The sequence below is a fragment of the Streptomyces sp. NPDC094147 genome (assembly GCF_044764265.1).
Taxonomy (GTDB): Bacteria; Actinomycetota; Actinomycetes; order Streptomycetales; family Streptomycetaceae; genus Streptomyces.
In genome coordinates this window covers 211634-235393 of record NZ_JBIWHT010000001.1, presented here as the reverse complement: position 1 = coordinate 235393, position 23760 = coordinate 211634, and the positions used below count along the sequence as shown (strand labels likewise).

Here is a 23760-nt window from a genome sequence, read left to right as displayed (position 1 = left end):
CCGAAGCCGTCACGAGGAGGAGCGAGCGTGAACGCCGAACTGCACGGGCCCAAGCGGAGGACGGTGGTCGCGGCCACCGCGCTCGCGGGAGCCGGAGCCGCCCTGGGCATCCCCTCGACGGCACTCGCCGCCGCACGCACGGCGGGAGAGGCCGTGGTGCGCTCCGCCGCACTCGACGTGCGCGTCGACACCGCGTTCCCGCGCATCGTCTCGTACACCGACCGCGCGAGCGGCGCCGTACTGCACGGCCAGGAGGACACCCTCACCGAGGTCCTCATCGACGGCACCCCGCACACCCCCCGGGTGACCTCGCGCCCCGGCACCGACCGCATCGCCTACACCCTCGCCTTCGACGGCGGCACCGAGATCGGCGTCGAGATCCGCGTCGACGGCCGCCGCACCGACTGGCGCGTCACCCGCGTCGACGACACCGCGGCCCTGCGCGTCGGCACCCTCCAGATCCCGGGCCTCGCCCTGCTGTCGGTACGCAGCGACCAGACGGGCGCCCAACTCCTGGCGGCCAGGCTCCAGTTGGACAAGTCCAAGAGCGGCGACACCCTGATCGCACCCACCGCCACCACCACCCCGGACGCCGCGCCCACCGGCTGCGCCTACGCGGTCCTCGCCCACCACGGGCTCGGCGGCGCCATCGAGACCAACACCGTCTACGACAAGCCGGACACCACCCCCGGGGCCACCTGGGAGAACGGCCGGCTGTGGCGCCAGACCCTCAAGAAGGACGGCTACGTCAAGGCACAGCTGGCACCCGGACAGTGGACCCACCGCGCCGCGACCGCCGCCACCGGCGACACCGAGCCACTCCCGTACGCCACCGTCATCGTCACCACGGACCGCAACGGCGACGGCGTGGTCGACTGGCAGGACGCCGCCATCGCGTTCCGCGACATCATGGTCACCCCGCTCGGCGCCGACGAACAGCACCTCAGGGTCGTCCCGCACATCCCCTTCAACTTCGCCTCGCAGGCCACCAACCCGTTCCTGGCCACCCTCGACAACGTCAAGCGGATCTCGCTCGCCACCGACGGACTGCGCCAGTACACCCTGCTCAAGGGCTACCAGTCGGAGGGCCACGACTCCGCCCACCCCGACTACGCGGGCAACTACAACCAGCGCGCGGGCGGCCTCGCCGACCTCAACTCGCTGGTCCGCGAGGGCAAGAAGTGGAACAGCGACTTCGCCGTCCACGTGAACGCCACCGAGTCCTACCCGGTCGCCCACGCCTTCTCCGACACCCTCGTCGACCGGACCGATCCGCAGTGGGACTGGCTCGACCAGTCGTACCGCATCGACCAGCGCCGCGATCTCGTCTCCGCGGACATCGTCCGGCGCTTCGCCGATCTGCGCCGCGACGCCGACCCGGCCCTGAACGCCGTCTACATCGACGTGTTCCGCGAATCGGGCTGGACCTCCGACCGCCTCCAGCGCGCCCTGCGCGACCAGGGCTGGCTGGTGGCCTCCGAATGGGCCCACGGCCTGGAGCGCTCCTCGGTGTGGTCGCACTGGGCGAACGAGACGGACTACGGCCCCGACACCTCGCGCGGCATCAACTCCCAGCTGATCCGCTTCATACGCCACCACCAGAAGGACGTCTTCGCCAACAAGTGGCCCACCCTGCTCGGCCACGTCCACATGGGCAACTTCGAGGGCTGGACCGGCAAGACCGACTGGAAGACGTTCTACGACCTGATCTGGACCGAGTCGCTGCCCGCCAAGTACCTCCAGGCGTACCCCATCCAGCGGTGGGCCGACCACGAAGTCACCTTCGCGGGCCCCACCCGCACCTCCGTCTCCGACGCCTCCGGCGCGCGCCGCATCACCACCGACACCCGCCTGGTGTACGACGGCGGGACCTACCTCCTGCCGTGGGAGCCCCGCGACGCCACCGACCCGGCGAAGCTCTACCACTACAACCCGGCGGGCGGCACCAGCAGTTGGCGCCTTCCGCGCGGCTGGTCGGGCCTGCGCAAGGTGGCCCTGTACCAGCTCACCGACCAGGGCCGGGCGTTCGTCCGCGACCTCCCGGTCCGCGCCGGCCGGATCACCATCGACGGCGCGGCGGCGGGCCGGCCGTACGTGGTGTACCGGGACCGGGCACCCGCCCAGGGCGACCCCGGCTGGGGCCGGTTCACGCCCGTGCACGACCCCGGGTTCAACTCCGGCTCCCTGAACGGCTGGCAGGTCACCGGCAGCGCGAAGGTCGCGCTCAGCCCGCTCGGCGACTACGAACTCGTCCTGGCCGGCGCGGGAGCGGCGGCCGTCTCCCAGCGCCTGGCCCGCCTCGCCCCCGGCACCTATGTGGCCTCCGTCCAGGTCGAGGTCGGCACAAGCGCGGGGGAGCGGCGCCGGGCCGCGCTCGACATCCGCACCGCGGACGGGGTGACCGCCACCAACTGGACGGACACCTCCACCGCCGGCAACTACGTCGCCGCCGACCGCAAGCACGACACCCGCTTCCAGCGCATGTCCACCCCCTTCACCGTCCCCTCCGGCGGCGGCCCCGTCACCCTCACCCTGCGCGCCGACGCGGGCGCCGCCCGGGTCCGCTTCGACAACGTACGCGTCGTCCCCGCCACCCCCACCACCAAGCCGGGCACGCTCGCCCACGAGGACTTCCAGAACGTCCCCCAGGGCTGGGGCGTCTTCGTCAAGGGCGACGCGGGCGGTTCCACCGACCCGCGCACCCACATCGCCCAGCGGCACGCCCCGTTCACCCAGCGCGGCTGGAACGGCAAGGCGATCGACGACATCGTGGACGGCACGCAGTCCCTGAAGTCGCGGGGCGAGAACGCCGGCGTGGTCTACCGCACGGTCCCGCACACCGTCCGCTTCGAGCCGGGCCGCCGCTACCGGATCTCGTTCCGCTACGAGAACGAGAAGGCGGGCCAGTACGCCTGGATCACGGCGGTGGACGCCCCGGACCCCCGCGAGCTGACCCGGTCCGCACTCCCGGTCGCCACCGAACCCACCGTGTTCTCCTACGAGTTCACGGCGCCGGGAGCGGGAGAGGCGTGGGTGGGCCTGCGCAAGGTGGGCGACGACGGGTCGGCGGAATTCACGCTGGACTCGTGGGAGGCAAAAGAGGTCTAACCCCACCCCGCCCCTTCCCCAAACCCTCCGGGGCGGGAAGGGGCGGGAAGGGGGAGAAATCAGCTTCTCAGCACCACCCCGTCCACCTCCCCCGCCCCCTCCAGCTCAAGAACCCACACCTCATTCACGCCCGCCCGCAACACCGGCCCCGGCACGTGCAGACCCCGCTGCGGCCCCACCCACCAGTACCGCCCCAGACAGAACCCGTTCACCCACACGAACCCCCGCCCCCATCCGGGCAGTTGAAGCTCCGCCCAGGAAGACTCGGCCGCGCCGGCCGGCAGCTCGACCCACCCCCGGTACAGCCCGGCCGCCCCCGCCCCCGACGGCTCTCGGAAGGGGACCTTCGCCACCGCCCCCACCCCGAACGCATCCAGCCGCACCCCCCGAGCCCGCACCCCGTGCAGGAACTGCCGCTCATGCAGCACCCCGCCCGTGATCCCCTTCGACTCCCCGCTGCGCGGCCCGTAGTTGACCCGCCCGAGCGACTCCACCCACAGCTCGACCACCGCACCCCCCGCCACCGGATCCGGCAGCGTCGCGTCCTCCCCGTCCAGCACCCCGGCCCGCTCCCCGTCGACGTACACCGTCGCCAGATCACGCAGACCGAGCACACTCAGCGGATACGGCTGCCGGGGCCCTGGAACGTCCAGGCGGTAGTGGACCAGGCCCCGGTCGACGTCCAGCTCCTCGAACGTCGGCGGGACCGGCGACTCGATCTCCTCGCCGCCCAGGACATCCAGGACGTCGCGCAGCGGTGCCCAGCCGTCCAGCCGTGCCGGGAAGGAACCCGCCAACTGCACCTGCTCCGGCGGGAGTTCGGGCAGCGGGCCCTCCTGATACTCCGCGAGCACCTCGCGGAAGCGCCAGAACTTCTCCGTGGGCCGGCCCGCCTCGTCGACGGGCGCGTCGTAGTCGTACGACGTTGCCGTCGGTTCGAGCGCGCCCACGTGCAGCTCACCGGCCCGGTTGGCGCCCGACCAGCCCGCGAAGTTGGTTCCGCCGTGCGCCATGTAGATGTTGACCGACGCCCCGCACTCCAGGATCTCCCGCAGCGTCGCCGCCGCGTCCCGCGCACCGCGTACGACATGGTCCGCACCCCAGTGGTCGAACCAGCCGCACCAGAACTCCATGCACATCAGCGGCCCCGACGGCTGATGGCGGCGCAGCACCTCGAAGGCCGCGCGGGCCCCGCTGCCGAAGTTCGCCGTGGCGAGCACACCGGGCAGTGAGCCCCCCGTCAGCATGTGGTCCTCGGGGCCGTCCGAGGTGAACAGCGGCACCGTGATCCCGCACTCGTGCAGCAGATCGGCGAGATGGCGCAGATAGCCCCGGTCACTGCCGTAACTGCCGTACTCGTTCTCCACCTGCACCATCAGGACCGGCCCGCCCCGGTCGCTCTGCCGCTCGGCGACCTGGGGGAGCAGGGTGCGGAACCAGCGGTCCACATGCACCAGGTACTCCACGTCGTCCGTCCGCACCCGCCGCCCCAGCCGCCCGGTCAGCCAGTGCGGAAGCCCGCCGTTCTCCCACTCGGCACAGATGTAGGGCCCCGGCCGCACGATCGCCCACAGGCCCGCCTCGTGCGCCGCGTCCAGGAACCGGCCGAGCGCCCCCACATCCTCGTACCGGCCGAGGAACGGCTCGTGCACGTTCCACGGCACATACGTCTCCACGCAGTTCAGGCCCATCGCCCGCAGCATCGCCAGCCGGTGCCCCCACTGCGCCTCGTGCACCCGGAAGTAGTGCAGCGCGCCCGAAAGCAGCCGCACCGGCCGCCCGTCGAGCAGAAAGTCCTCGTCCCCCACGGTGAAGTCGGCCACCGGCCAGCCCGCCCATCTCTCTCGATCACAACGCCCGGCCACTCTGGCCCCTGGCGTGCCGCCGGTCCATGGACAAAGATCGGCGCTGATTGGACACAAGGGGGACACCGGAGAGGGCGAACCGCCATGTATCACACCTGGATGCGGTATTTCACCCCGAGTCCGGCCCACCACCGGCTCGGCCTGGTCTGCCTCGGCGTGGGACTCCAGCACGGCACCCTGCCCACCGTCGGCCCCCGCACCCTCGACCACCACGTCGCCGTCGTCATCGGCGCGGGCAGCGGCTGGTTCCGCGGCGCCGACGGCCGCCGGATCACCGTCACCGCACCCGCCCTGATCTGGCTCACCCCCGGCGTACCCCACCACTACGGGCCCGACCCGGCCACCGGCTGGGACGAATCCTTCGTCGACTTCACCGGCCCCGCCACCACCACCTACACCGAACTCGGCTACATCGAACCCGACCGCCCCGTCGTCCCCCTCGGCGACACCGTCGGCGCCCGCGCCGCCGTCGGCCGCATAGCCAGAGCCGCCCGCCGCGGCAACCCGCTCCTGGAGGTCGAGACCGCGGCCGCCGTCCACGAACTGCTCGTCGCGCTGCGCCGGGCCCGCGCCGACGTCGCCCCCGACGGCGACCCGGTGCTCCAGGCCCTGGCCCGCGACGCCTTCCAGCCCCTGTCGGTCGCCGAACACGCCGCCCGGCACGGCATGACCCCCGCCGAACTGCGCACCGCGGTACGCAGGGGCGCCGGATGCAGCCCCAAGGACTACCTCCTCGGCATCCGGCTCGGCCGCGCCAAGGAACTCCTCGCCGCCACCGAACTGCCCGTCGCCGCCATCGCCCGCCGCGTCGGCTACGACGACCCCGCCTACTTCTCCCGCCTGTTCACCCGCCGCGTGGGCCTGGCACCCGTACGCTTCCGCGAGCAGCAGGGCCGCGCCGTACCCGGAGGCTGGAGCAACCGGATCCCGCATCCTGAACATCCACCGACCATCGCGGGCCACGCCACGTAAGCTCGACGACCATGACCACGATCGACCCCTCCGTGCAGGCGGAGCTGACCAGGCTCCGCGACAGCATCGACAACATCGACGCGGCCGTCGTGCACATGCTGGCCGAACGCTTCAAATGCACCCAGCAGGTCGGCCACCTCAAGGCCGCACACAAACTCCCCCCGGCCGACTCCTCGCGCGAAGCCGAGCAGATCGCCCGGCTGCGGCGCCTGGCCGAGAACGCCAAACTCGACCCGGCTTTCGCCGAGAAGCTGCTCAATTTCATCATCGCCGAGGTCATCAGACACCACGAGACGATCGCCAAATCCGCCTGACGGCACCACCGACCACGCCCCATGCCTGATGCCGGACCTGTCGCACGGAGTCCGCACCACCGCACCGCCCCCGGTGCCGTGACCGGCCCGTGACGACAGAACCGGTGGCGCAGCACCCCGGGCCGGCCGGCGACGCCATGGCCGGACACCTGGACCGCCCCGGTCTCGAACGTCCCCAACAGCCCACCGCCGAAGCCCTCTTCGCGCCCCCTGCCCCCCGCCCCACACCACATTCCACTGTGCGGAACCCGCCACGTCAGGCAGCATGGCCCCATGTCCGTACTGACGCGCGACGAAGCGCAGACCCGAGCCCGACTCCTCGACATCCAGCGGTACGAAGTCGACCTCGACCTCACCACCGGCGAGGACACCTTCGACTCCCACACCGTCATCCACTTCACCGCACGCACCGCCGGGGACACCTTCGTCGAGCTCAAGCCGGCCACCCTGCGCACGGTCACCCTCGACGGACACCACCTCGACCCCGAGACCCTCGTCGAGAACCGGATCCCGCTGACCGCACTCACCGCGGGCCCCCACGAGCTGCGCATCGACTGCGCCATGCGCTACTCGCACACCGGCGAAGGCCTCCACCGCTTCACCGACCCCGCCGACGGCGAGACCTACGTCTACACCCAGCTCTTCATGGAAGACGTCCAGCGGGTCTTCGCCGCCTTCGACCAGCCCGACCTGAAGGCCGTCTTCGACCTCACCGTCACCGCCCCCGACGGCTGGAGCGTCCTGGCCAACAGCATCACCGAGCAGCAGGGCGACGGCCGCTGGAAGGCCGCCCGCACCCCCCTGCTCGCCACCTACTTCGTCGCCGTCGCCGCGGGCCCCTGGCACTCGGTCACCACCGAACACGCCGGACTGCCCTTCGGCCTGCACTGCCGGCGCTCGCTCGCTCCCCACCTGGACGCCGACGCCGACGAACTCTTCGAGATCACCCGGCAGTGCTACGACCGCTACCACGAGAAGTTCGAAGAGCCCTACCCCTTCGACTCCTACGACCAGGCCTTCGTCCCCGAATTCAACGCGGGCGCCATGGAGAACCCCGGACTCGTCATCTTCCGCGACGAATTCATCTACCGCTCCGCCGTCACCGACACCGAACGCCAGACCCGCGCCATGGTCGTCGCCCACGAAATGGCCCACATGTGGTTCGGCGACCTCGTCACCCTGCGCTGGTGGGACGACATCTGGCTGAACGAGTCCTTCGCCGAGTACATGGGCTACCAGACCCTCACCGAAGCCACCCGCTTCACCGACACCTGGGTCGACTTCGCCATCACCCGCAAGTCCTGGGGCTACGACGCCGACCAGCGGCCCTCCACCCACCCCGTCGCCCCCGCCCCCGACGCCGTCCCCGACACCGCCTCCGCGATGCTCAACTTCGACGGCATCTCCTACGCCAAGGGCGCCTCCGCCCTGCGCCAACTCGTGGCCTGGCTCGGCGAGAAGGACTTCCTCGCCGGCATCAACACCCACTTCGCCCGCCACAAGTTCGCCAACGCCACCCTCGCCGACTTCATCGACAGCCTCGCCTCCGCCACCGACCGCGACGTCCACGCCTGGGCGGCGGCCTGGCTCGGCACCACCGGCGTCGACACCCTCACACCCTCCATCGGCGAAGCCGAAGGCTCCTGGCACCTCACCGTCGACCAGCAGGGCAGCCGCCCCCACCGCATCACCGCCGGCGCCTACGACACCGACCCCGCCGACGACAGCCGCCTGGTCCTGCGCGAACGCCTCGAACTCGACGTACCCCAGGGCGAATCCGCCGAACACCGCCCCGGCACCCGCCCCGCCCTGCTCCTGCTCAACGACGGCGACCTCACCTACACCAAGGTCCGCCTCGACGCCGACTCCTGGGACACGGCGCTGCGTTCCCTGTCCGGGCTGCCCGACCCCCTGACCCGCGCCGTCATCTGGAACGCCGCCCGCGACATGGTCCGCGACGGCCAACTCGCCCCCGCCGCCTACCTGGAGGCCGCCCGCACCCACCTCCCGCGCGAGAACGACCTCGCCGTCGTCCAGGGCGTGCTCCTCTTCGCCGGCACCCAGATCGCCGACCGCTACCTGCCCGCCGGCGAACGCCCCGCCGCCCTCGCCCTGCTCACCGACCTCACCCGCGACCTGATCCGCCGCACCGAGGACGGCTCCCACCCCGGCCTGCGCCTCACCGCCGTACGCCACTTCATCTCGGCGGCCGCCCAGCCCGACACCCTCCGCTCCTGGCTCACCGACGGCAGCGTGCCCGGCGGCCCCGAACTCGACCCCGAACTGCGCTGGCGCATCCTCACCCGCCTCGCCGTCCTCGGCGCCAGCGACGAGCGGGAAATCGCCGCCGCCCTCACCGACGACCCCAGCGCCACCGGCGAGGAAGGCGCCGCCCGCTGCCGGGCCGCGCTGCCCACCGCCACCGCGAAGGAAGCCGCCTGGTCCGCGATGTTCACCGGCGACGCCCTCTCCAACTACCTGTTCAACGCCACCGCCCAGGGCTTCTGGCAGCCCGAACAGGCCGAACTGCTCCAGCCGTACGTCGCCCGCTACTACCAGGACGTCGTCCCCCTGGCCACCCGCCGGGGCCCCGCGATCGCCGAGGCAGCGGGCCGCCACGGGTTCCCGCTGTTCGCGGTGGACGAGCAGACACTGGCCCTGGGCGAATCCTGCCTGGCCACGGACGACCTCCTCCCGGCCCTGCGCCGCAAACTGGCCGACCAGGTGGACGACCTGCGAAGGGCACTGAAGGTACGGGGCTAGGGGGTGTCCGGCGGATCATGGCCGGGGTCGCGACGCCTGGCACGGCACCTCGCCGCGTTGCCGAAACGCCCCGATAGCTCCGCTATCAAGACGCTCCGGCGCCTTGCGATGCACCGCACCAGCCGCCGCGCCCTGTCCGACCCTGACCCACCGGACACCCCCTAGCCACACACCCAGCCCCTCCCACAGGGGCCATAGCACCCCCCAGCCACCTCAACTCCCCCCAAACACAAGGCAGTACCACTTTCGGGTAGAGATCGTTGCGCACGACGGCTACACCAGCGGACCCCGGCGCACGCTGGTGTAGCCGAGACGCGCACACCCGAAGGATCCCCATGTACCCGCCCCTAGCCGGAGGCACCGCAGGCCCCACCGCCCTGCGCCCCCTCCTCGACGTCGTACTCGACGCCCTGCACCAGGGCGCGCGGGCCAGGGGCGGCCCGCTCCCCGTCGGCGGGGCCGAAGCCGTCGCCCAGCGCGTACGCGACGCGGCCCACGATGTGTTCCCCCCGCACGGCACCGGCGCCGAAGAAGCCCTCGCCACCCTCGTCCGCACCCTCGCCGAGGGCGCCGCCGACCCCGCCGAACCGCACTGCGCCGCCCACCTCCACACCCCGCCCCTCGCCCTCGCGGCCGCTGCCGACCTCGCCGCGTCCGCCCTCAACCCGTCCATGGACTCCTGGGACCAGGCCCCGGCCGCCTCCGCGCTGGAAGCCCTCGTCACCCGCACCCTCGCCGCCGAGATCTGGCCGGACGGCGACGCCCTGGTCACCACCGGCGGCACCGAGTCCAACCAGCTCGCCCTCCTCCTCGCCAGAGAACGACACGGCCCCGTCCACGTCGTGTGCGGCGCCCACACCCACCACTCCGTCCACCGGGCCGCCTGGCTGCTCGGCCTGCCCGAACCCGTCGTCGTACCCGCCCCCACCGGCACCGTCGACCTCGCCGCACTCGACACCGCCCTCGCCGGCCTCCACCACCCTTCCCCCGGCTCCGGGCTTCCCTCGGACAGGGGATGCCCCACCCTCGTCGTCGCCACCGCCGGCACCACCGACACCGGCGCCATCGACCCACTGCCCGCCATCGCCGATGTGTGCGCCGCACATGGCGCCGAACTCCATGTGGACGCCGCCCATGGCGGGCCCCTGCTCTTCAGCGACCGGCACCGACACCGGCTGGCCGGTCTGGAGCGCGCCCACTCCGTCACCCTCGACCTGCACAAACTCGGCTGGCAGCCGGTAGCGGCCGGCCTCCTCGTCGTCCCCGACCCGGCCCTTCTCACCCCCCTCGCGCACACCGCCGACTACCTCAACGCCGACGACGACACCGACGCCGGCCTGCCCGACCTCCTCGGCCGCTCCCTGCGCACCACCCGCCGCCCCGACATCCTCAAAATCGCCGTCACCCTGCGCGCGCTCGGCCGCGACGGCCTGGCGGCACTGGTCGACCGCGTCTGCTCAGCCGCGTACGAGCTCGCCCAACTCATCGAGCGGCACCCGCAGTTGGAGCTCCATCAAACCCCCGTCATCTCCACCGTCCTGTTCCGGCCGTACGGCGCCGACGACGACACCGTCGCCCGCATCCGGCGCACCCTGCTCACCGACGGCACCGCCGTACTCGGCCGGGCCCGCGCCGACGGCCAGCTCTGGCTCAAAGCCACCCTGCTCAACCCCCACCTCACCACCCACGACCTGCACACCCTCCTCGACGCGGCACTCAGCACCACCGCACCCCCCATCCACCCGGAAGGCAGCCCCCGATGACGCCCCAGCCCCCCACCGCCGAAGAACAGCCCCACCACCTCGTCGGCATCGGCATCGGCCCCTTCAACCTGTCGCTGGCCGCCCTCGCCCACGGCGTACCCGGCGGACTCGACACCGCCTTCTACGAACAGCGCCGCGCCTTCCGCTGGCACCCCGGCCTGCTCATCGAAGGCACCACCCTCCAAGTCCCCTTCCTCGCCGACCTGGTCACCCTCGCCGACCCCGCCAGCCCCTGGACCTTCCTCAACTACCTCAAGCACCGCGAACGGCTCTTCCCGTTCTACTTCGCCGAAAAGTTCCACATCCAGCGCACCGAATACGACGCCTACTGCCGCTGGGTCAGCGAAAACCTCACCGGCCTGCACTTCTCCCACCAGGTCGACGCCGTCCGCTGGAACCCCGAACGCGCCCTGTTCGAAGTCGACTTCACCCAGCTCGACCTCCACGGCGAAGCAGAAGCGCTCGGCCGCACCTACGCCCGCCACCTCGTCGTCGGCGTCGGCACCGAACCGTACGTACCCGACCCCCTCAAACCACTCGCCGACGCCCCGGCCGTCCCCGTCATCCACTCCGCCGACTACCTCGGCCACCGCGAACGGCTCCTGGCCGCCGAACACATCACCGTCATCGGCTCCGGCCAGTCGGGCGCCGAAGTCTTCCTCGACCTCCTCAGGAACCGGCCCGCCGGCGCCGAGAAACTCACCTGGCTGACCCGCACCGAAGCGTTCGCACCCATGGAGTACTCCAAGCTCGGCCTCGAACACTTCACCCCCGACTACACCCGCTACTTCCACGCCCTGCCCGAACCCGTACGCGACCAGCTCCTGCCCCGCCAATGGCAGCTCCACAAAGGCATCGACACCGACACCCTCGCCGCCATCCACGACGAGCTCTACCGCCGCACCCAGCACGGCGGCTGGCCCGACGCCACCCTCACCCCCGGCGTCACCGTGCGCACCGCCGGACGCGTCGCCACCACCAAAGTGGAACTCCACCTCGAACACGTCCAGCAGGGCACCCGCTCCCGCCTCACCACCGACGCCGTCGTCCTCGCCACCGGCTACCGCGAACGCCCCCTCGGCCGGATCCTCGCCGGACTCGACCCGTACCTGCGCTACGACGCCTGCGAACGCCCGTGCGTGGACGAGGAGTTCAAGCTCGTCCTCGACCCCTGCGTCACCGGAAACATCTACGTCCAGAACGCCGAGAAGCACACCCACGGCGTCGGCGCCCCCGACCTCGGCCTCGCCGCCTGGCGCAGCGCCGCCATCCTCAACTCCGTCACCGGCAAGGAGCCCTACCCGCTGCCGGCCCGCACCGCCTTCACCACCTTCGGCCTCGACAAAAAAGACCAGACCCGCCCGGCACAGCGGCCGGCGGGCCTGGTCCCGCTCGTCGAACAGCGGTGAAGATTCAGCGAGCTGCTCAGAACACGGGCACGCCGTTCTGCGTCAGCCTCCAGTCCACCGAAGCGAACTCCGCCTGATCGATGACACCCTTCGCCTTCACCCACGCGATCATCGTGTTACGGATCTCGTCGGAGCTCGCCCACAGCTGCTTGGCGGCGGCGACCCCCGGGAAGTTGCCGCCCCCATTGGCCCGGTAGTTGTTCACCGCCAGCACGAACTGCGCCTTGTCGTCCAGCGGCTTGCCCTGGAACATCAGCTTGCCCACCCGCGAACCGGCCGGCTTCGCGATGTCGACCTCGTACGAAACGCCGCTCACCACGTCGTAGTTGTAGTCCGGCGTGTTGTTCGCGTTGGTGATCGCCGCAGGATCGACCTTGCCCGTCGTCTGCACGTAGTAGTTCGCCGAGAACTCCAGATACGCCCGCACCTGAGCACCCGTCAGAAGTCGTGCCTCCAGCGTGTTCTCGTACACATACAGGCCCGCGACGTCCTTGATCGTCACCTTGCCCGCCGGAATCACCGCCGACCGCGAGAAACACGCCGCCTGCGACAGCACCGGCAGCGACGCGTACTGCGTCGACGCCAGCGCCGTCTTCACCGTCTCCGCCTGAATGTGATTGATCAGATCGATGATCGGCACATCCTTGTACGGAGCCTCGGTCGACCGCATCTCCGCGCCATTGGTGCCCACCACCTGGTTGACGTACGCCACGACCTTGTCGTGCTCCGCCTTCACCAGCTTCGCCACCACCGGGTCCTCGGCCACCGCGTTCGCGTTGCGCACATCCGCCGTCACCGACGTCACGTGCCAGCGCCCCTTCGAGAACTCCAGCGCGAAATCGAAGACGCTCAGCCGCATGCCCCACATGTACGGCTCCGACAGCACCACGGACTTCCCGGTCTCCTCGTTCACCACCGTCCGCGACGCCACCTCCTTGTGCGTGTGTCCCACCAGGATCGCGTCGATACCCGGCACCTGCTGCGCCACCAGCGACGACGCGTTCTCCGGATACGGCAGCGCGTCACCGTAGGACGTACTGCCGTCCAGACCCGAATGATCCGTACAGATCACCACGTCACAACCCAGCGCCCGCAGCTTCGGCACATAGATCTTCGCCTGCTCCACCAGACCCGGGAACGTCATCTGCCCCTGCACATTGGCCTTGTCCCAGATCGCGATCCCCGGATTCGTCAGCCCCAGGATCCCGACCTTCACATCCGGGCCGTGCGGCACCCTCAGACGGCGCACCGCGTACGGCGGAAACGCCGGCTTCAGCGTCTTGGCGTGCAGCGCGTTCGCACCGAGCAGCGGGAAGTCCAACTGCTCCTGGAACGCCCGCAGCGTCGGTATGCCGTAGTTGAACTCGTGGTTGCCCAGCGCCGCCGCGTCGTACCGCATGTGGTTCATGGCCAGCGCCATCGGATGCTTGGGACCCCGCTTGCCGCCCGAACCGGTGATCGGCTCCACCCGCGCGTAGTAGTACGACAGCTGGGTGCCCTGGATGATGTCACCCGCGTCGATCAACAGCGTGTTGCGGTGGCCCTTCTCCTTGCGGACCTGCTCCACCAGCGTCGAGATCTTCGCCAGACCGACGTCGTTGTGCGCGGCGTCGTCGTACTCCTTGTCCGTGAAGTAGTCCCAGTTGAAGACGTGACCGTGCAGATCCGTGGTGCCCATCACGGTGAACGCGTACCGCTTCGGCCCACGCCCGTGCCCGTGGTCCAGGTCACGGTCCTGGTCCCTGGCCTCGGCGGGCAGCGCGGTGCCCGTGGCGACGGCGACACCGGCCCCGGCGGCGGCCGTACGGCCCAGGAACGTCCTGCGGTTCAGCGGCATGGTCTCTCCCTGAAGTCGTGTGACGCGCGTAGAAGTTGCGCAGATACTGCGACGCGCGTAGACCCCCGGATTCTGACGCAGAACCGACCACCCGCAACACCCCCGGCAGGTTTCGATCTGATGACCGGACCCTGACAGAACCGGGTGCCACAGTGGACGCATGACCACCACCCAGCCCTACGGAACCCCCGACGCCCCCCGCCTCGCCGTCCACGGCGAAGCCCACCTCGAAGTCGACCCCGAAATCGCCCGCATCACCATCGCCGTCACCGCCCGCGGCACCGACCGCCGCACCGCCCTCGACGACCTCACCCGCCGCAACACCCACGTCATCGACCTCGTCAAAACCTACGGCGACGCCGTCGAGAAAATCGAAACCAGCGCCTTCTCCCTCAGCCCCCAGCTCACCCAACACGGCCGCGGCGAACGCGTGAAGACCTACCACGGCAGCGCCCACATCACCGCCGAACTCACCGACTTCACCGCACTCGGCGAACTCACCACCCGCCTCGCCGACCTCGAACTCACCCGCGTCGACGGCCCCTGGTGGTCCCTGCGCCCCGACTCGCCCGCCCACACCGAAGTACGCCGCCGAGCCGTCCACGAAGCCGTCGCACGCGCCCGCGAATACGCCGACGCCCTCGGCGCCACCCTCGCCGCCCTCGTCGAACTCTCCGACCCCGGCGCCGAGAACACCACCCCCCTCTACGGCCGACCCGCCCCAGGAGGCATGGCCTACCGAGCCGTAGCCGGCGCAGCCCCCGAACCCGCCCCCGCCCTCGACCTCGAACCCCAACGCCAATCCGTCCACGCCCGCATCAACGCCCGCTTCATCATGACCCCGCCCGCGCTGTAGGCCCCGTAGCGGAGGCCGTAGTGAAGGTCGGAGTGAAGCCGCGCGCTGGGCGCTCCGAAATGCTCATCGGAGCGCCCCCGCGCACAATTCAACACTTGTCAATAACCTTTCACGCAAAGGTTGTTGAGTAGTAACGCGCGACCAATTCTCTACCCACCGGTAAGCCCTAGGCTCGAACCATGCGCCGAGCCAAAATCGTCTGCACCCTAGGGCCAGCCACCGACACATACGACCAGATCAAGGCACTGGTCCAAGCCGGAATGGACGTAGCCCGCTTCAACCTCAGCCACGGCACCTACGCCGAGCACGAGGAGCGCTACCAACGCGTCCGCAAAGCCTCCGACGAAACCGGCCGCAGCATCGGCATCCTCGCCGACCTTCAAGGCCCGAAGATCCGCCTCGGACGCTTCCGCGAAGGCCCCGTACTCCTTGAACGCGGCGACGAGTTCACCATCACCGTCGAAGACGGCACCCAAGGCGACCGCCACCTCTGCGGCACCACCTACCCCGGCCTCGCCACCGACGTCACCACCGGCGAACGCATCCTCGTGGACGACGGAAAGGTCGCCCTCCAAGTCACCGCCGTCGACGGCCCCCGCGTCCACACCCGCGTCGTCGAAGGAGGCATGGTCTCCGACCACAAAGGCCTCAACCTCCCCGGCGTCGCCGTCTCCGTCCCCGCCCTCTCCGACAAGGACCAGGACGACCTCCGCTGGGCACTGCGCACCGGAGCCGACATCATCGCCCTCTCCTTCGTCCGCAGCGGACGCGACATCGAAGACGTCCACCGCATCATGGACGAAGAAGGCCGCCGGCTCCCCGTCATCGCCAAAATCGAGAAACCACAAGCCGTCGACAACATCGACGACATCGTCGCCGCCTTCGACGGCATCATGGTCGCCCGCGGAGACCTCGGCGTCGAAATGCCCCTCGAACAAGTCCCCATCGTCCAAAAACGCGCCATCAAGCTGGCCAAGCGGAACGCGAAGCCCGTCATCGTCGCCACCCAGATGCTCGACTCGATGATCGACAACTCCCGCCCCACCAGGGCCGAAGCAAGCGACGTCGCCAACGCCGTCATCGACGGCACGGACGCGGTCATGCTGTCGGGCGAGACCAGCGTGGGCAAATACCCCATCGAAACCGTCAAAACGATGGGCCGCATCGTGGAAGCGGCAGAAGAAGACGTACTGGCGAAGGGACTCCCACCCCTCACCGAACGCAACAAACCCCGCACCCAAGGCGGCGCCGTCGCCCGCGCAGCAGCAGAAATGGGCGACTTCCTCGGAGCGAAATTCCTCGTCGCCTTCACCCAGTCCGGCGACACCGTCAAACGACTGTCGAGGTACCGCTCCCCGATCCCCCTCCTCGCCTTCACCCCCGTCCCCGCCACCCGCTCCCAGCTCAACCTCACCTGGGGCGTCGAAACCTTCCTCGGCCCCCACGTCGAATCCACCGACGAAATGGTCGCCCAAGTGGACGACATGCTCCTCAAAGTCGGCCGCTGCCAAAAGGGCGACGTCGTCGTCATCACCGCCGGCTCCCCACCCGGAGTCCCCGGCTCCACCAACCTCGTCCGAGTCCACCACATCGGCGAGGACGACAGCCCGAAGTAGCCTCACCCGTACGGGAGTTGGGAGCGGCCCCGCGTAACTGGAGCGGCCGCATCCCCACTCCCGCACAACGCCACACCCCTACGGCGTGACAATCGCGAACGACGGATCCGGCTTGTCCAGCACACCCAGCAACACCGTCAACAACGAAGCATCACCCTGAACCCCGATCCCACCGAGCCCCTTACCGCCCAGCAGCCCGAGCAACTGCGGCTTGGTCATCGTCAACGCAACCCCGGCACCCTCGTCCGGCTTCGAAGAACTCCGATACGTCAACACCCCATTCCGCAACCGCAGATGCCACACCCGACCGAGCGACGGCAACACCCAGTCCATGGTCAGCGCCACATTCCACGCGCGAGGCCCATTGACACGTATGGCAACGGAATCAATGAGCTGATCGACGGACAACGCCATCAGCATGTCCGCACCCGTCGTGGACGCATCCGGAACCCTCACCCCATGACGCAACTCCTGCGCCCCGGTGAGATAGAAGTTCCGCCACACCGCATTCTCGCTGGCGTACCCCAACCGGTCGTAGATGGCCGCGAGTTGAGACTTGGCGTCCCGATCCTCCGGATCGGCGAACACACAGTGATTGAGCAGCGTCACGGCAAACCGCAGATCCCCCTCCGCCGCGAACCGCTCAGCCTTGACAACAGTGGCCCGCTGCCCACCCATGGCCCGCACATACCGCTTCGCCTCATCGACAGGAGTGTGCTCCCAGAGGTGCGCCGGGTTCCCATCAAACCAACCCATGTACCGCTGATAGATCCCCTTGACGTTATGACTCAGCGAACCGTAATAACCTCGATTCGCCCACACCCGAGACAGCGCCGGCGGCAACTCGATCTCCTCCGCGATCTCGCGGCCCGTCAGCCCTCGATTGATCATCCGCAAGGTCTGGTCATGCATGTACGCATACAGATCCCGCTGCACCCCCAGCAGCGAAACGATCGCCGCACCACCCCACGTCGGCCAGTGATGCGAAGCGAAGGCGACATCGACCCGCCCCTCGAACAGATCGATGGACTCACCCAGATAGCGCGCCCACTGCCGCGCATCACGCACCTGCGCACCCCGCAACGTGATGATGTTGTGCATCGTGTGCGTCGCGTTCTCCGCCATGCACACCGCCCGCAGCTCCGGGAAGAGGAAGTTCATCTCGGCGGGTGCCTCGGTGCCGGGCGTCATCTGGAACTCGATCTGCACCCCGTCGACGGTCTCCACCTGACCCGTCCGTGACACATACCGCGTCGGCGGGATCAACCCGATCGTCCCGTACGAAACGCTCTGCCCCAGCCCACAGCCGATCTGCCCCGCCGCGCCCTTGGGAAGCTGCGCGCCGTACATGTACACCGACCGGCGGGTCATCGCCGTACCGGCATACACGTTCTCGGACACGGCATGCTCCATGAACCCCTCGGGCGCGAGAACGGGCACACTGCCCGGCCCATCGGGCAGCACCCCCCGACAGCCCCCGAAGTGGTCGACGTGGGGGTGGGTGTAGATGAGACCGGTGACGTTCCGGGGCCCACGGTGCTCGCGGTAGAGCGCCAGCGCGGCGGCCGCCGTCTCGGCGGAAATGAGCGGGTCGATGACGATGACTCCGGAGTCTCCCTCAACGATGGTCATGTTGGAGAGGTCCAGCCCACGGACCTGGTAGATCCGATCCGTCACCTTGAACAGGCCCTGCTTCGAGACCAGTTGGCCCTGCCGCCACAGGCCGGCATTCGCGGTGCGGGGAGCCGCGCCCTGCTTCAGGAAGCCGTACGCATCGCTGTCCCACACCACCTTGCCTTTGGCGTCCTTCACGACACCGGGGGTGAGAGCGGCGATGAACCCCCGCTCGGCATCGACGAAGTCGTCCTCGGCCGTTTCGGAGGCGGCGGCGGTCTGCGGATTCAGCGCGATGGCCGCAGCGGCGGCCCCGGCGGCGGCGACGAAGCCGCGACGATTGATGGGGGTCATGCGCCGAAGATCGCGCGGCGGTGCGGGGCGCTTCAAGGGTTCTGGCGGTATTTGGAAAAGCTCCCTGGCCGGGGGCTGAGACGCTGTGACGGGTCACATTGCCGGGTGCCGGTCAGTACTTGGGGCCTATGTGCTGGTCCATGAGGGCGACGGATTCCTTGCGGGCGACTGAGATGTTCTGCGCGGTCCGGCTCTGGTTGGCCGGCCGCCACTCGACGCCGACCTTGTCGAGGGTGTCGGTGAAGAGGGCGAGGATGTCGCGGGAGGCGTTGGTGAAGAAGTACCGGGTGTACTCGTAGCGCTTCCGCTTGCCGCCGATTTCCTTCTCGGTCCAGTTGGTGATGCGGGAGCCGTCGGAGTGGATGAGGCCGCGGAGGAACGCCCAAGGGTGCTCGTCGACGATCTGCTGCTGCCACTCGGCGAGCGCGATCTTTCGCTGGTGCTTCTTGCCCGGCCCGTGCTGGGGGAAGAAGCACGGCCAATGCCGACCGTAGCTGGTCACCATGACGCACCCCTGCTTCTGCAGGACGTACGCCTGGTCTTCGGGGCGTACAGCCTTGATCGCGCTTCGGCACGCCTCGATGAGGCCGGGCCACGCGTCGGCGCACGCGATTCGCAGGTAGTGGCCGACGCCGCGCGGATGCGCGCTGATGCAGCCGTCGCCGAGGTAGAGCCCGAGCAGGTACGCGTACGCGGCGGTGTCCTCGGGTGCGCCCGGCGTGGGGCGGCATCTCGGGCAGGGGGCGATGTTGCCGAGCATGCGGGGCAGTGGCTCGATCCGGGTCTGCCAGGCGCGTATCGCGGTGCGGGATATCCCGGTCTGCTTGCTGACGGAGTTCAGGCTGCGGCCCTGGTTGAGGAGCGCCAAGGCATAGCGACGCTTTCCGATGTCGTACATGCCTGCGAGATTCGCCGTATGTGTGCCCTACGGCGGTGATTCGACCAAGTGTTCACTGGGTCGAGTGAAGATCGCCAACAGTCACTGAACCTTGGAATCGAAGGAGAAGTGCCCCGAGTCGGATTCGAACCGACGCTGGATGGGTTTTGAATCCATGGCCTCTACCGCTGGGCTACCGGGGCCCCTTCGAAACGAAGGATACTAGAAACCCCTCGTGTCTCAAAGATACAGGAGCTAGGTAGGCTCATGGGGCAGTACCTGCCTTAAGCAAGGAGCCCCCCGTGACCGCCCCCGAGTCGCCCCAGCCCGTCGCCGACGACGACGCGTCGCACGTTCCGCCGCTGACGACCCGTGTCGTCATCGCCGAGGACGAGGCCCTCATCCGCCTCGACCTCAAAGAGATGCTCGAAGAAGAGGGCTACGCGGTCGTGGGCGAGGCCGGTGACGGGCAGCGGGCCGTCGAGCTCGCCCGGGAGCACCGGCCGGACCTCGTGATCCTCGATGTGAAGATGCCCGTGCTGGACGGGATCTCCGCTGCCGAGTTGATCGCGAAGGAGTCCATCGCCCCGGTCCTGATGCTGACCGCGTTCTCGCAGCGGGATCTGGTGGAGCGGGCTCGGGACGCGGGGGCGATGGCGTACCTCGTGAAGCCGTTCTCGAAGAGTGACGTGGTGCCTGCCATTGAGATGGCGGTGTCGCGGTTCGCGGAGTTGAAGGCGTTGGAGAAGGAGGTCGCCGACCTCTCGCAGCGGCTGGAGACGCGGAAGTTGGTCGACCGGGCGAAGTCGATTCTTCAGACGCAGTACGGGTTGTCGGAGCCTGCGGCGTTCCGGTGGATTCAGAAGACGTCGATGGATCGGCGGATGTCGATGCAGCAGGTTGCCGAGGCGGTTATTGAGGACGCTGAGGAGAAGAAGGCGGCGAAGGGGGAGTAGCCCCGCGCCTGCGTATGTGAGTGTGGCCCGCATCCGGGTTTCCGGGGTGCGGGCCACAGTCGTATGTGCAGCGTCGTGTCAGTCTTCGCCGAGGTAGGCCTTGCGGACGGATTCGTCGTGGAGGAGGTCCTGGCCGGTTCCGGAGAGGACGATTTTGCCGATTTCCATGACGTGGCCCTGGTCGGCGAGGGAGAGCGCGGCTTGGGCGTTCTGTTCGACGAGCAGGATGGTGGTGCCTTGGGCTTTGAGTTCGGTGATGGTGGCCATGATTTTCTGCATCATGATGGGGGAGAGGCCCATGGAGGGTTCGTCCAGCATGAGGAGTTTGGGCTGGGACATCAGTGCGCGGCCCATGGCGAGCATTTGTTGTTCGCCGCCGGAGAGGGTGCCTGCGGCTTGTTTGCGGCGTTCGCCGAGGATGGGGAAGAGGTCGTAGGCGCGTTGGATGTCTTTTTCGATGCCGGGTTTGTCGTCGCGGAGGTAGGCGCCGAGGCGGAGGTTGTCCTCGATGGTCATGCGGGGGAATATGTGGCGGCCTTCGGGGGAGTGGGCCATTCCTAGGGCGACGATTTTGTGTGCGGGTACGTTTTTGAGTGGTTTGCCGTCGAATGTGATGCGGCCGGCGAGGGGTTCGAGGAGGCCGGAGAGGGTGCGCAGGGTGGTGGTTTTTCCGGCGCCGTTGGTGCCGATGAGGGTGACGACCTGTCCTGCTTCGACGCTGAAGGAGATGCCTTTGACGGCTTCGATTTTGCCGTAGGCGACCCGGAGGTCCTCGACTTCGAGGAGTGCGGTCACGGGGTGTCTCCTTCGGTGCTGGTGGTGCTTTGTGCCGTTTCGGCGGCTTCGACTTCGGCTATTTCCTCGTCTCCGGGGGCGCCTTCGAAGGGGGTGCCGAGGTAGGCGGCGATGACGCGTTCGTCGGCTTGGACGATGTCGGGGGTGCCTTCGACGAGTTTTTCGCCTTGGACGAGGACGGAGACGCGGTCGCAGAGGTTCATGATGAACCGCATGTCGTGCTCGATGACGAGTACGGCGATGCCTTGGTCGCGGATGGCGAAGATGAGTTCTTCGGCGGCGCGGGTTTCTTGGGGGTTCATGCCGGCGGTGGGCTCGTCGAGGAGGAGGAGTCCGGGTTCGCTGGCGAGAGCGCGGGCGATTTCGAGCTTGCGTTGTTCGCCGTAGGGGAGGTTGCGGGAGAGGTGTTCTGCTTTGTGGGCGAGGCCGGTGAACTCCAGGAGTTCCATGGCTCGTTCGGTGGAGGCCTTTTCGGCTTTTTTGAAGCCGGGGAGGCGCAGGAGGGCGGACCAGAGGCCTTCTTTGGTGCGGGTGTGGCGGCCGACGAGGACGTTTTCCAGGACGGTCATGTTGGGGAAGAGCCGGATGTTCTGGAAGGTGCGGGCGACGCCGGCTTGGGTGACGAGGTGGGGTTTGGGGGGGAGGACGGTGTCCTTGTAGGTCACCGTGCCTTCGGTGGGGACGTAGAGGCCGGTGAGGCAGTTGAAGAAGGTGGTTTTGCCTGCGCCGTTGGGTCCGATGAGGCCGACGATTTCGCCGCTGTTGACGGTGAGGTCGACGTTGCGTACGGCGGTGAGTCCGCCGAAGCGCATGGTGACGCCGCTGGCGTGGAGGACGGTGGTGGTCGTGGTGGTGGTCATGCTGGTCACGCCCCCGCCTTGGTGACGCCGACGGGTGTGTCGGTGAGGCCTTGTTCCGGGATGTCGAGTTGGCCGGTCTCGTGGAATTCGAGTTTCTTCCTGCGGTCGGCGACGATGCCTTCGGGGCGCAGGCGCATGAGGACGATGAGGGCGACTCCGAAGAGGAGGAGCTGGTAGTCCTGCATGAATTGGAGTTTGGCCGGGATGAGGTAGAGCAGTGAGGCGCCGATGAGGGGTCCGCTCATGGTTCCCATGCCGCCGAGGATGACGGCGGCGAGGAGGAAGGCGGAGTTGGGGGGTACGGAGCCGGCGAATTGGTACTGCTCGGGGGTGACGGTGCTGGTGAGGTGGCCTTGTACGGTGCCGGCGAGTCCGGCGAGGGTGGCGCCGAGTGCGAAGGCGATGAGTTTGACGCGGAAGCCGTTGATGCCCATGGCGGTGGCGGCGGTTTCGTCTTCGCGGATGGCGACCCAGGCGCGGCCGATGCGGGAGTCGGCGCTGCGTCGGAAGACGGTGACGACGATGAGGGTGATGACGAGCATCAGCAGGTAGTAGTTGCCGGGTTTGCCGAGGGTGAAGCCGGCGACGTCGTGGCTGATGCCGAGGTCGTATCCGAAGATGGTGATGTCGGGGATGGCGGGGATGCCTCGGGAGCCGTTGGTGACGTTGGGTCCGCTGTTCCCGTTGAGGTTGTTCATGGTGATGCGGAAGATCTCGCCGAAGCCGAGGGTGACGATGGCGAGGTAGTCGCCGCGTAGCCGCAGGGTGGGGGCGCCGATGAGGACGCCGAAGACGAGGGATGCGCCGGCTCCGGTCAACACGGCTGCCCAGAACGGGAATTGGACGCCGATGCTGGATTGGGTGGCGCCGGAGACGAGGGCTGCGGCGTAGGCGCCGACGCCGAGGAAGGCGACGTAGCCGAGGTCGAGGAGGCCGGCGAGGCCGACGACGACGTTGAGGCCGAGGGCGACGGTGGCGAAGATGAGGATGTTGGCGCCGATGAGGGAGTATTCGTCGCTGTTTTGGGTGAAGGGGAAGCAGATGGCGGCGACGAAGGCGGCGCTGAGGGTGACGGTGCGGTGTTGTGCGGTGAGTGCGGAGAGGCGGGCGAGGAGGCCTGCTTGGGTGAGTGCGGCGAACGCGAACACGGCGGTGATGAGGAAGCCGATGAAGAGTTCGGAGTATGCGGTGTCGATGCCGTAGGCGAAGGCGTAGAGGCCGATGGCGAAGGCGGCGACGATGATGAGGATGCCGGCCCAGTCGGGGATGGGTTGGGCTTGGCGGGGGGTGGGGGCGGTGAGGGTGTGGCGGATGCGTTGCCAGAGGTTGTCGCCGGTGGTGTCGGTGGCGGGGGTGTCGGCGGGGAGGGCGAAGGCGCCGGTGGTGGCGATCAGGGCGCCGATGCCGGATACCCAGGCGCCGGGTTCGAGGTTGACGATGCCGCCGAGTTCGGTGGAGATGGCGCCGAGGGTGTAGCCGGTGGTGCCGAGGGTGCCGAGGGCGAGGAGGCGGAGGGGGGCGTTGGTGGCGGCGGGGGTGAGCCAGCGCAGTCCGGGGATGCCGTATCCGGAGAGTGCGAAGACGATGGTGAGGGCGGCGCTGGTGAGGGTGAGGAGTTGGAGGCCGCCGGGGTAGCCGGTGACGGTGAGGTCGCCGGGGAAGTTGGCGGTCCAGGTCCAGGCCATGAAGGTGCCGATGAGGGCGAGGGCTGCGCCTGCGGTGGTGGTGTGGCGGGCGAGGGGGGTCGGCAGCGGGATGAGCGGGTTCGCGCTGTCGGTGCGGGTGGTGGTGTCGGTCATGG

Annotated in this window: 16 protein-coding genes and 1 tRNA gene; 9 read left to right on the top strand and 8 right to left on the bottom strand. The window is 69.0% G+C overall.

Features of this window, described 5'->3' with window-relative positions:
- Window positions 1-27: 27 nt before the first annotated feature.
- Complete coding sequence (locus tag ACIQ8J_RS01070; protein WP_403263544.1) at window positions 28-3108, top strand: endo-alpha-N-acetylgalactosaminidase family protein; 3081 nt, start codon at window positions 28-30, stop codon at window positions 3106-3108.
- Window positions 3109-3167: 59 nt separating this feature from the next.
- On the opposite strand, the gene ACIQ8J_RS01065 is transcribed toward ACIQ8J_RS01070, so the two are convergent.
- On the bottom strand, window positions 3168-4931 hold the full coding sequence (locus tag ACIQ8J_RS01065) for a beta-galactosidase family protein (RefSeq protein WP_403263542.1): 1764 nt from the start codon (window positions 4929-4931) through the stop codon (window positions 3168-3170).
- A gap of 126 nt (window positions 4932-5057) precedes the next feature.
- Between ACIQ8J_RS01065 and ACIQ8J_RS01060 the strand changes: the two genes are divergently transcribed.
- From ACIQ8J_RS01060 to ACIQ8J_RS01040, 5 genes are all read left to right on the top strand, one after another.
- A complete protein-coding gene (locus tag ACIQ8J_RS01060) occupies window positions 5058-5945 on the top strand; it encodes a helix-turn-helix domain-containing protein (protein ID WP_403263540.1) in 888 nt (295 codons plus the stop codon).
- Window positions 5946-5956: 11 nt separating this feature from the next.
- Entirely contained in the window at window positions 5957-6259 is a 303-nt protein-coding gene (locus tag ACIQ8J_RS01055; RefSeq protein WP_403263538.1) for a chorismate mutase, read from the top strand.
- Between the two features lie 273 nt (window positions 6260-6532).
- Window positions 6533-9022, top strand: a complete 2490-nt coding sequence (pepN, locus tag ACIQ8J_RS01050; protein WP_403263536.1) for an aminopeptidase N — start codon at window positions 6533-6535, stop codon at window positions 9020-9022.
- A 335-nt stretch (window positions 9023-9357) separates the two neighbouring features.
- Entirely contained in the window at window positions 9358-10785 is a 1428-nt protein-coding gene (locus tag ACIQ8J_RS01045) for a pyridoxal phosphate-dependent decarboxylase family protein (RefSeq protein WP_403263535.1), read from the top strand.
- On the top strand, window positions 10782-12194 hold the full coding sequence (locus ACIQ8J_RS01040; protein ID WP_403263533.1) for a lysine N(6)-hydroxylase/L-ornithine N(5)-oxygenase family protein: 1413 nt from the start codon (window positions 10782-10784) through the stop codon (window positions 12192-12194). Before ACIQ8J_RS01045 ends, ACIQ8J_RS01040 begins: the two co-directional genes overlap by 4 nt.
- Window positions 12195-12210: 16 nt before the next feature.
- Here ACIQ8J_RS01040 and ACIQ8J_RS01035 read toward each other — a convergent pair whose 3' ends face one another.
- Window positions 12211-14031, bottom strand: coding sequence for a bifunctional metallophosphatase/5'-nucleotidase (locus ACIQ8J_RS01035; protein WP_403263531.1), 1821 nt, complete (start codon window positions 14029-14031; stop codon window positions 12211-12213).
- 160 nt (window positions 14032-14191) lie between these two features.
- Here ACIQ8J_RS01035 and ACIQ8J_RS01030 point away from each other — a divergent pair, with 160 nt between their 5' ends.
- Window positions 14192-14887 (top strand): SIMPL domain-containing protein, encoded by a 696-nt coding sequence (locus tag ACIQ8J_RS01030; RefSeq protein WP_403263529.1) that lies wholly within the window; start codon window positions 14192-14194, stop codon window positions 14885-14887.
- A gap of 179 nt (window positions 14888-15066) precedes the next feature.
- The gene (gene pyk, locus ACIQ8J_RS01025) at window positions 15067-16503 is read left to right on the top strand and encodes a pyruvate kinase (protein WP_403263527.1); all 1437 of its coding nucleotides are present in this window, start codon (window positions 15067-15069) and stop codon (window positions 16501-16503) included.
- Between the two features lie 78 nt (window positions 16504-16581).
- Here the strand turns inward: pyk and ACIQ8J_RS01020 are convergent, their stop codons facing one another.
- From ACIQ8J_RS01020 to ACIQ8J_RS01010, 3 genes are all read right to left on the bottom strand, one after another.
- Window positions 16582-18471, bottom strand: coding sequence for an alkyl/aryl-sulfatase (locus ACIQ8J_RS01020; RefSeq protein ID WP_403263525.1), 1890 nt, complete (start codon window positions 18469-18471; stop codon window positions 16582-16584).
- Between the two features lie 112 nt (window positions 18472-18583).
- On the bottom strand, window positions 18584-19369 hold the full coding sequence (locus tag ACIQ8J_RS01015) for a transcriptional regulator (RefSeq protein ID WP_403263524.1): 786 nt from the start codon (window positions 19367-19369) through the stop codon (window positions 18584-18586).
- 109 nt (window positions 19370-19478) lie between these two features.
- Window positions 19479-19551, bottom strand: a tRNA-Leu gene (locus ACIQ8J_RS01010).
- Between the two features lie 99 nt (window positions 19552-19650).
- Between ACIQ8J_RS01010 and ACIQ8J_RS01005 the strand changes: the two genes are divergently transcribed.
- Complete coding sequence (locus tag ACIQ8J_RS01005) at window positions 19651-20304, top strand: ANTAR domain-containing response regulator (RefSeq protein ID WP_403263523.1); 654 nt, start codon at window positions 19651-19653, stop codon at window positions 20302-20304.
- A 78-nt stretch (window positions 20305-20382) separates the two neighbouring features.
- Here ACIQ8J_RS01005 and ACIQ8J_RS01000 read toward each other — a convergent pair whose 3' ends face one another.
- The 3 genes from ACIQ8J_RS01000 to ACIQ8J_RS00990 are packed head-to-tail and all read right to left on the bottom strand — an operon-like array spanning window position 20383 to window position 23758.
- Complete coding sequence (locus ACIQ8J_RS01000; protein WP_403263521.1) at window positions 20383-21099, bottom strand: ABC transporter ATP-binding protein; 717 nt, start codon at window positions 21097-21099, stop codon at window positions 20383-20385.
- Window positions 21096-21959: an ABC transporter ATP-binding protein gene (locus tag ACIQ8J_RS00995; RefSeq protein WP_403265141.1), complete on the bottom strand. Its 864-nt coding sequence runs from the start codon at window positions 21957-21959 to the stop codon at window positions 21096-21098. Before ACIQ8J_RS00995 ends, ACIQ8J_RS01000 begins: the two co-directional genes overlap by 4 nt.
- 5 nt (window positions 21960-21964) lie before the next feature.
- Window positions 21965-23758, bottom strand: coding sequence for a branched-chain amino acid ABC transporter permease (locus ACIQ8J_RS00990; RefSeq protein WP_403263520.1), 1794 nt, complete (start codon window positions 23756-23758; stop codon window positions 21965-21967).
- Window positions 23759-23760 lie beyond the last annotated feature (2 nt).

Bases quoted from the DNA above. Each gene is read 5' to 3' on its own strand.
- ACIQ8J_RS01060 (WP_403263540.1), top strand. From the start codon at position 5,058: ATGTATCACACCTGGATGCGGTATTTCACCCCGAGTCCGGCCCACCAC.
- ACIQ8J_RS01055 (WP_403263538.1), top strand. From the start codon at position 5,957: ATGACCACGATCGACCCCTCCGTGCAGGCGGAGCTGACCAGGCTCCGC.
- pepN (WP_403263536.1), top strand. From the start codon at position 6,533: ATGTCCGTACTGACGCGCGACGAAGCGCAGACCCGAGCCCGACTCCTC.
- ACIQ8J_RS01045 (WP_403263535.1), top strand. From the start codon at position 9,358: ATGTACCCGCCCCTAGCCGGAGGCACCGCAGGCCCCACCGCCCTGCGC.
- ACIQ8J_RS01040 (WP_403263533.1), top strand. From the start codon at position 10,782: ATGACGCCCCAGCCCCCCACCGCCGAAGAACAGCCCCACCACCTCGTC.
- ACIQ8J_RS01035 (WP_403263531.1), bottom strand. From the start codon at position 14,031: ATGCCGCTGAACCGCAGGACGTTCCTGGGCCGTACGGCCGCCGCCGGG.
- ACIQ8J_RS01030 (WP_403263529.1), top strand. From the start codon at position 14,192: ATGACCACCACCCAGCCCTACGGAACCCCCGACGCCCCCCGCCTCGCC.
- pyk (WP_403263527.1), top strand. From the start codon at position 15,067: ATGCGCCGAGCCAAAATCGTCTGCACCCTAGGGCCAGCCACCGACACA.
- ACIQ8J_RS01020 (WP_403263525.1), bottom strand. From the start codon at position 18,471: ATGACCCCCATCAATCGTCGCGGCTTCGTCGCCGCCGCCGGGGCCGCC.
- ACIQ8J_RS01015 (WP_403263524.1), bottom strand. From the start codon at position 19,369: ATGTACGACATCGGAAAGCGTCGCTATGCCTTGGCGCTCCTCAACCAG.
- ACIQ8J_RS00995 (WP_403265141.1), bottom strand. From the start codon at position 21,959: ATGACCACCACCACGACCACCACCGTCCTCCACGCCAGCGGCGTCACC.
- ACIQ8J_RS00990 (WP_403263520.1), bottom strand. From the start codon at position 23,758: ATGACCGACACCACCACCCGCACCGACAGCGCGAACCCGCTCATCCCG.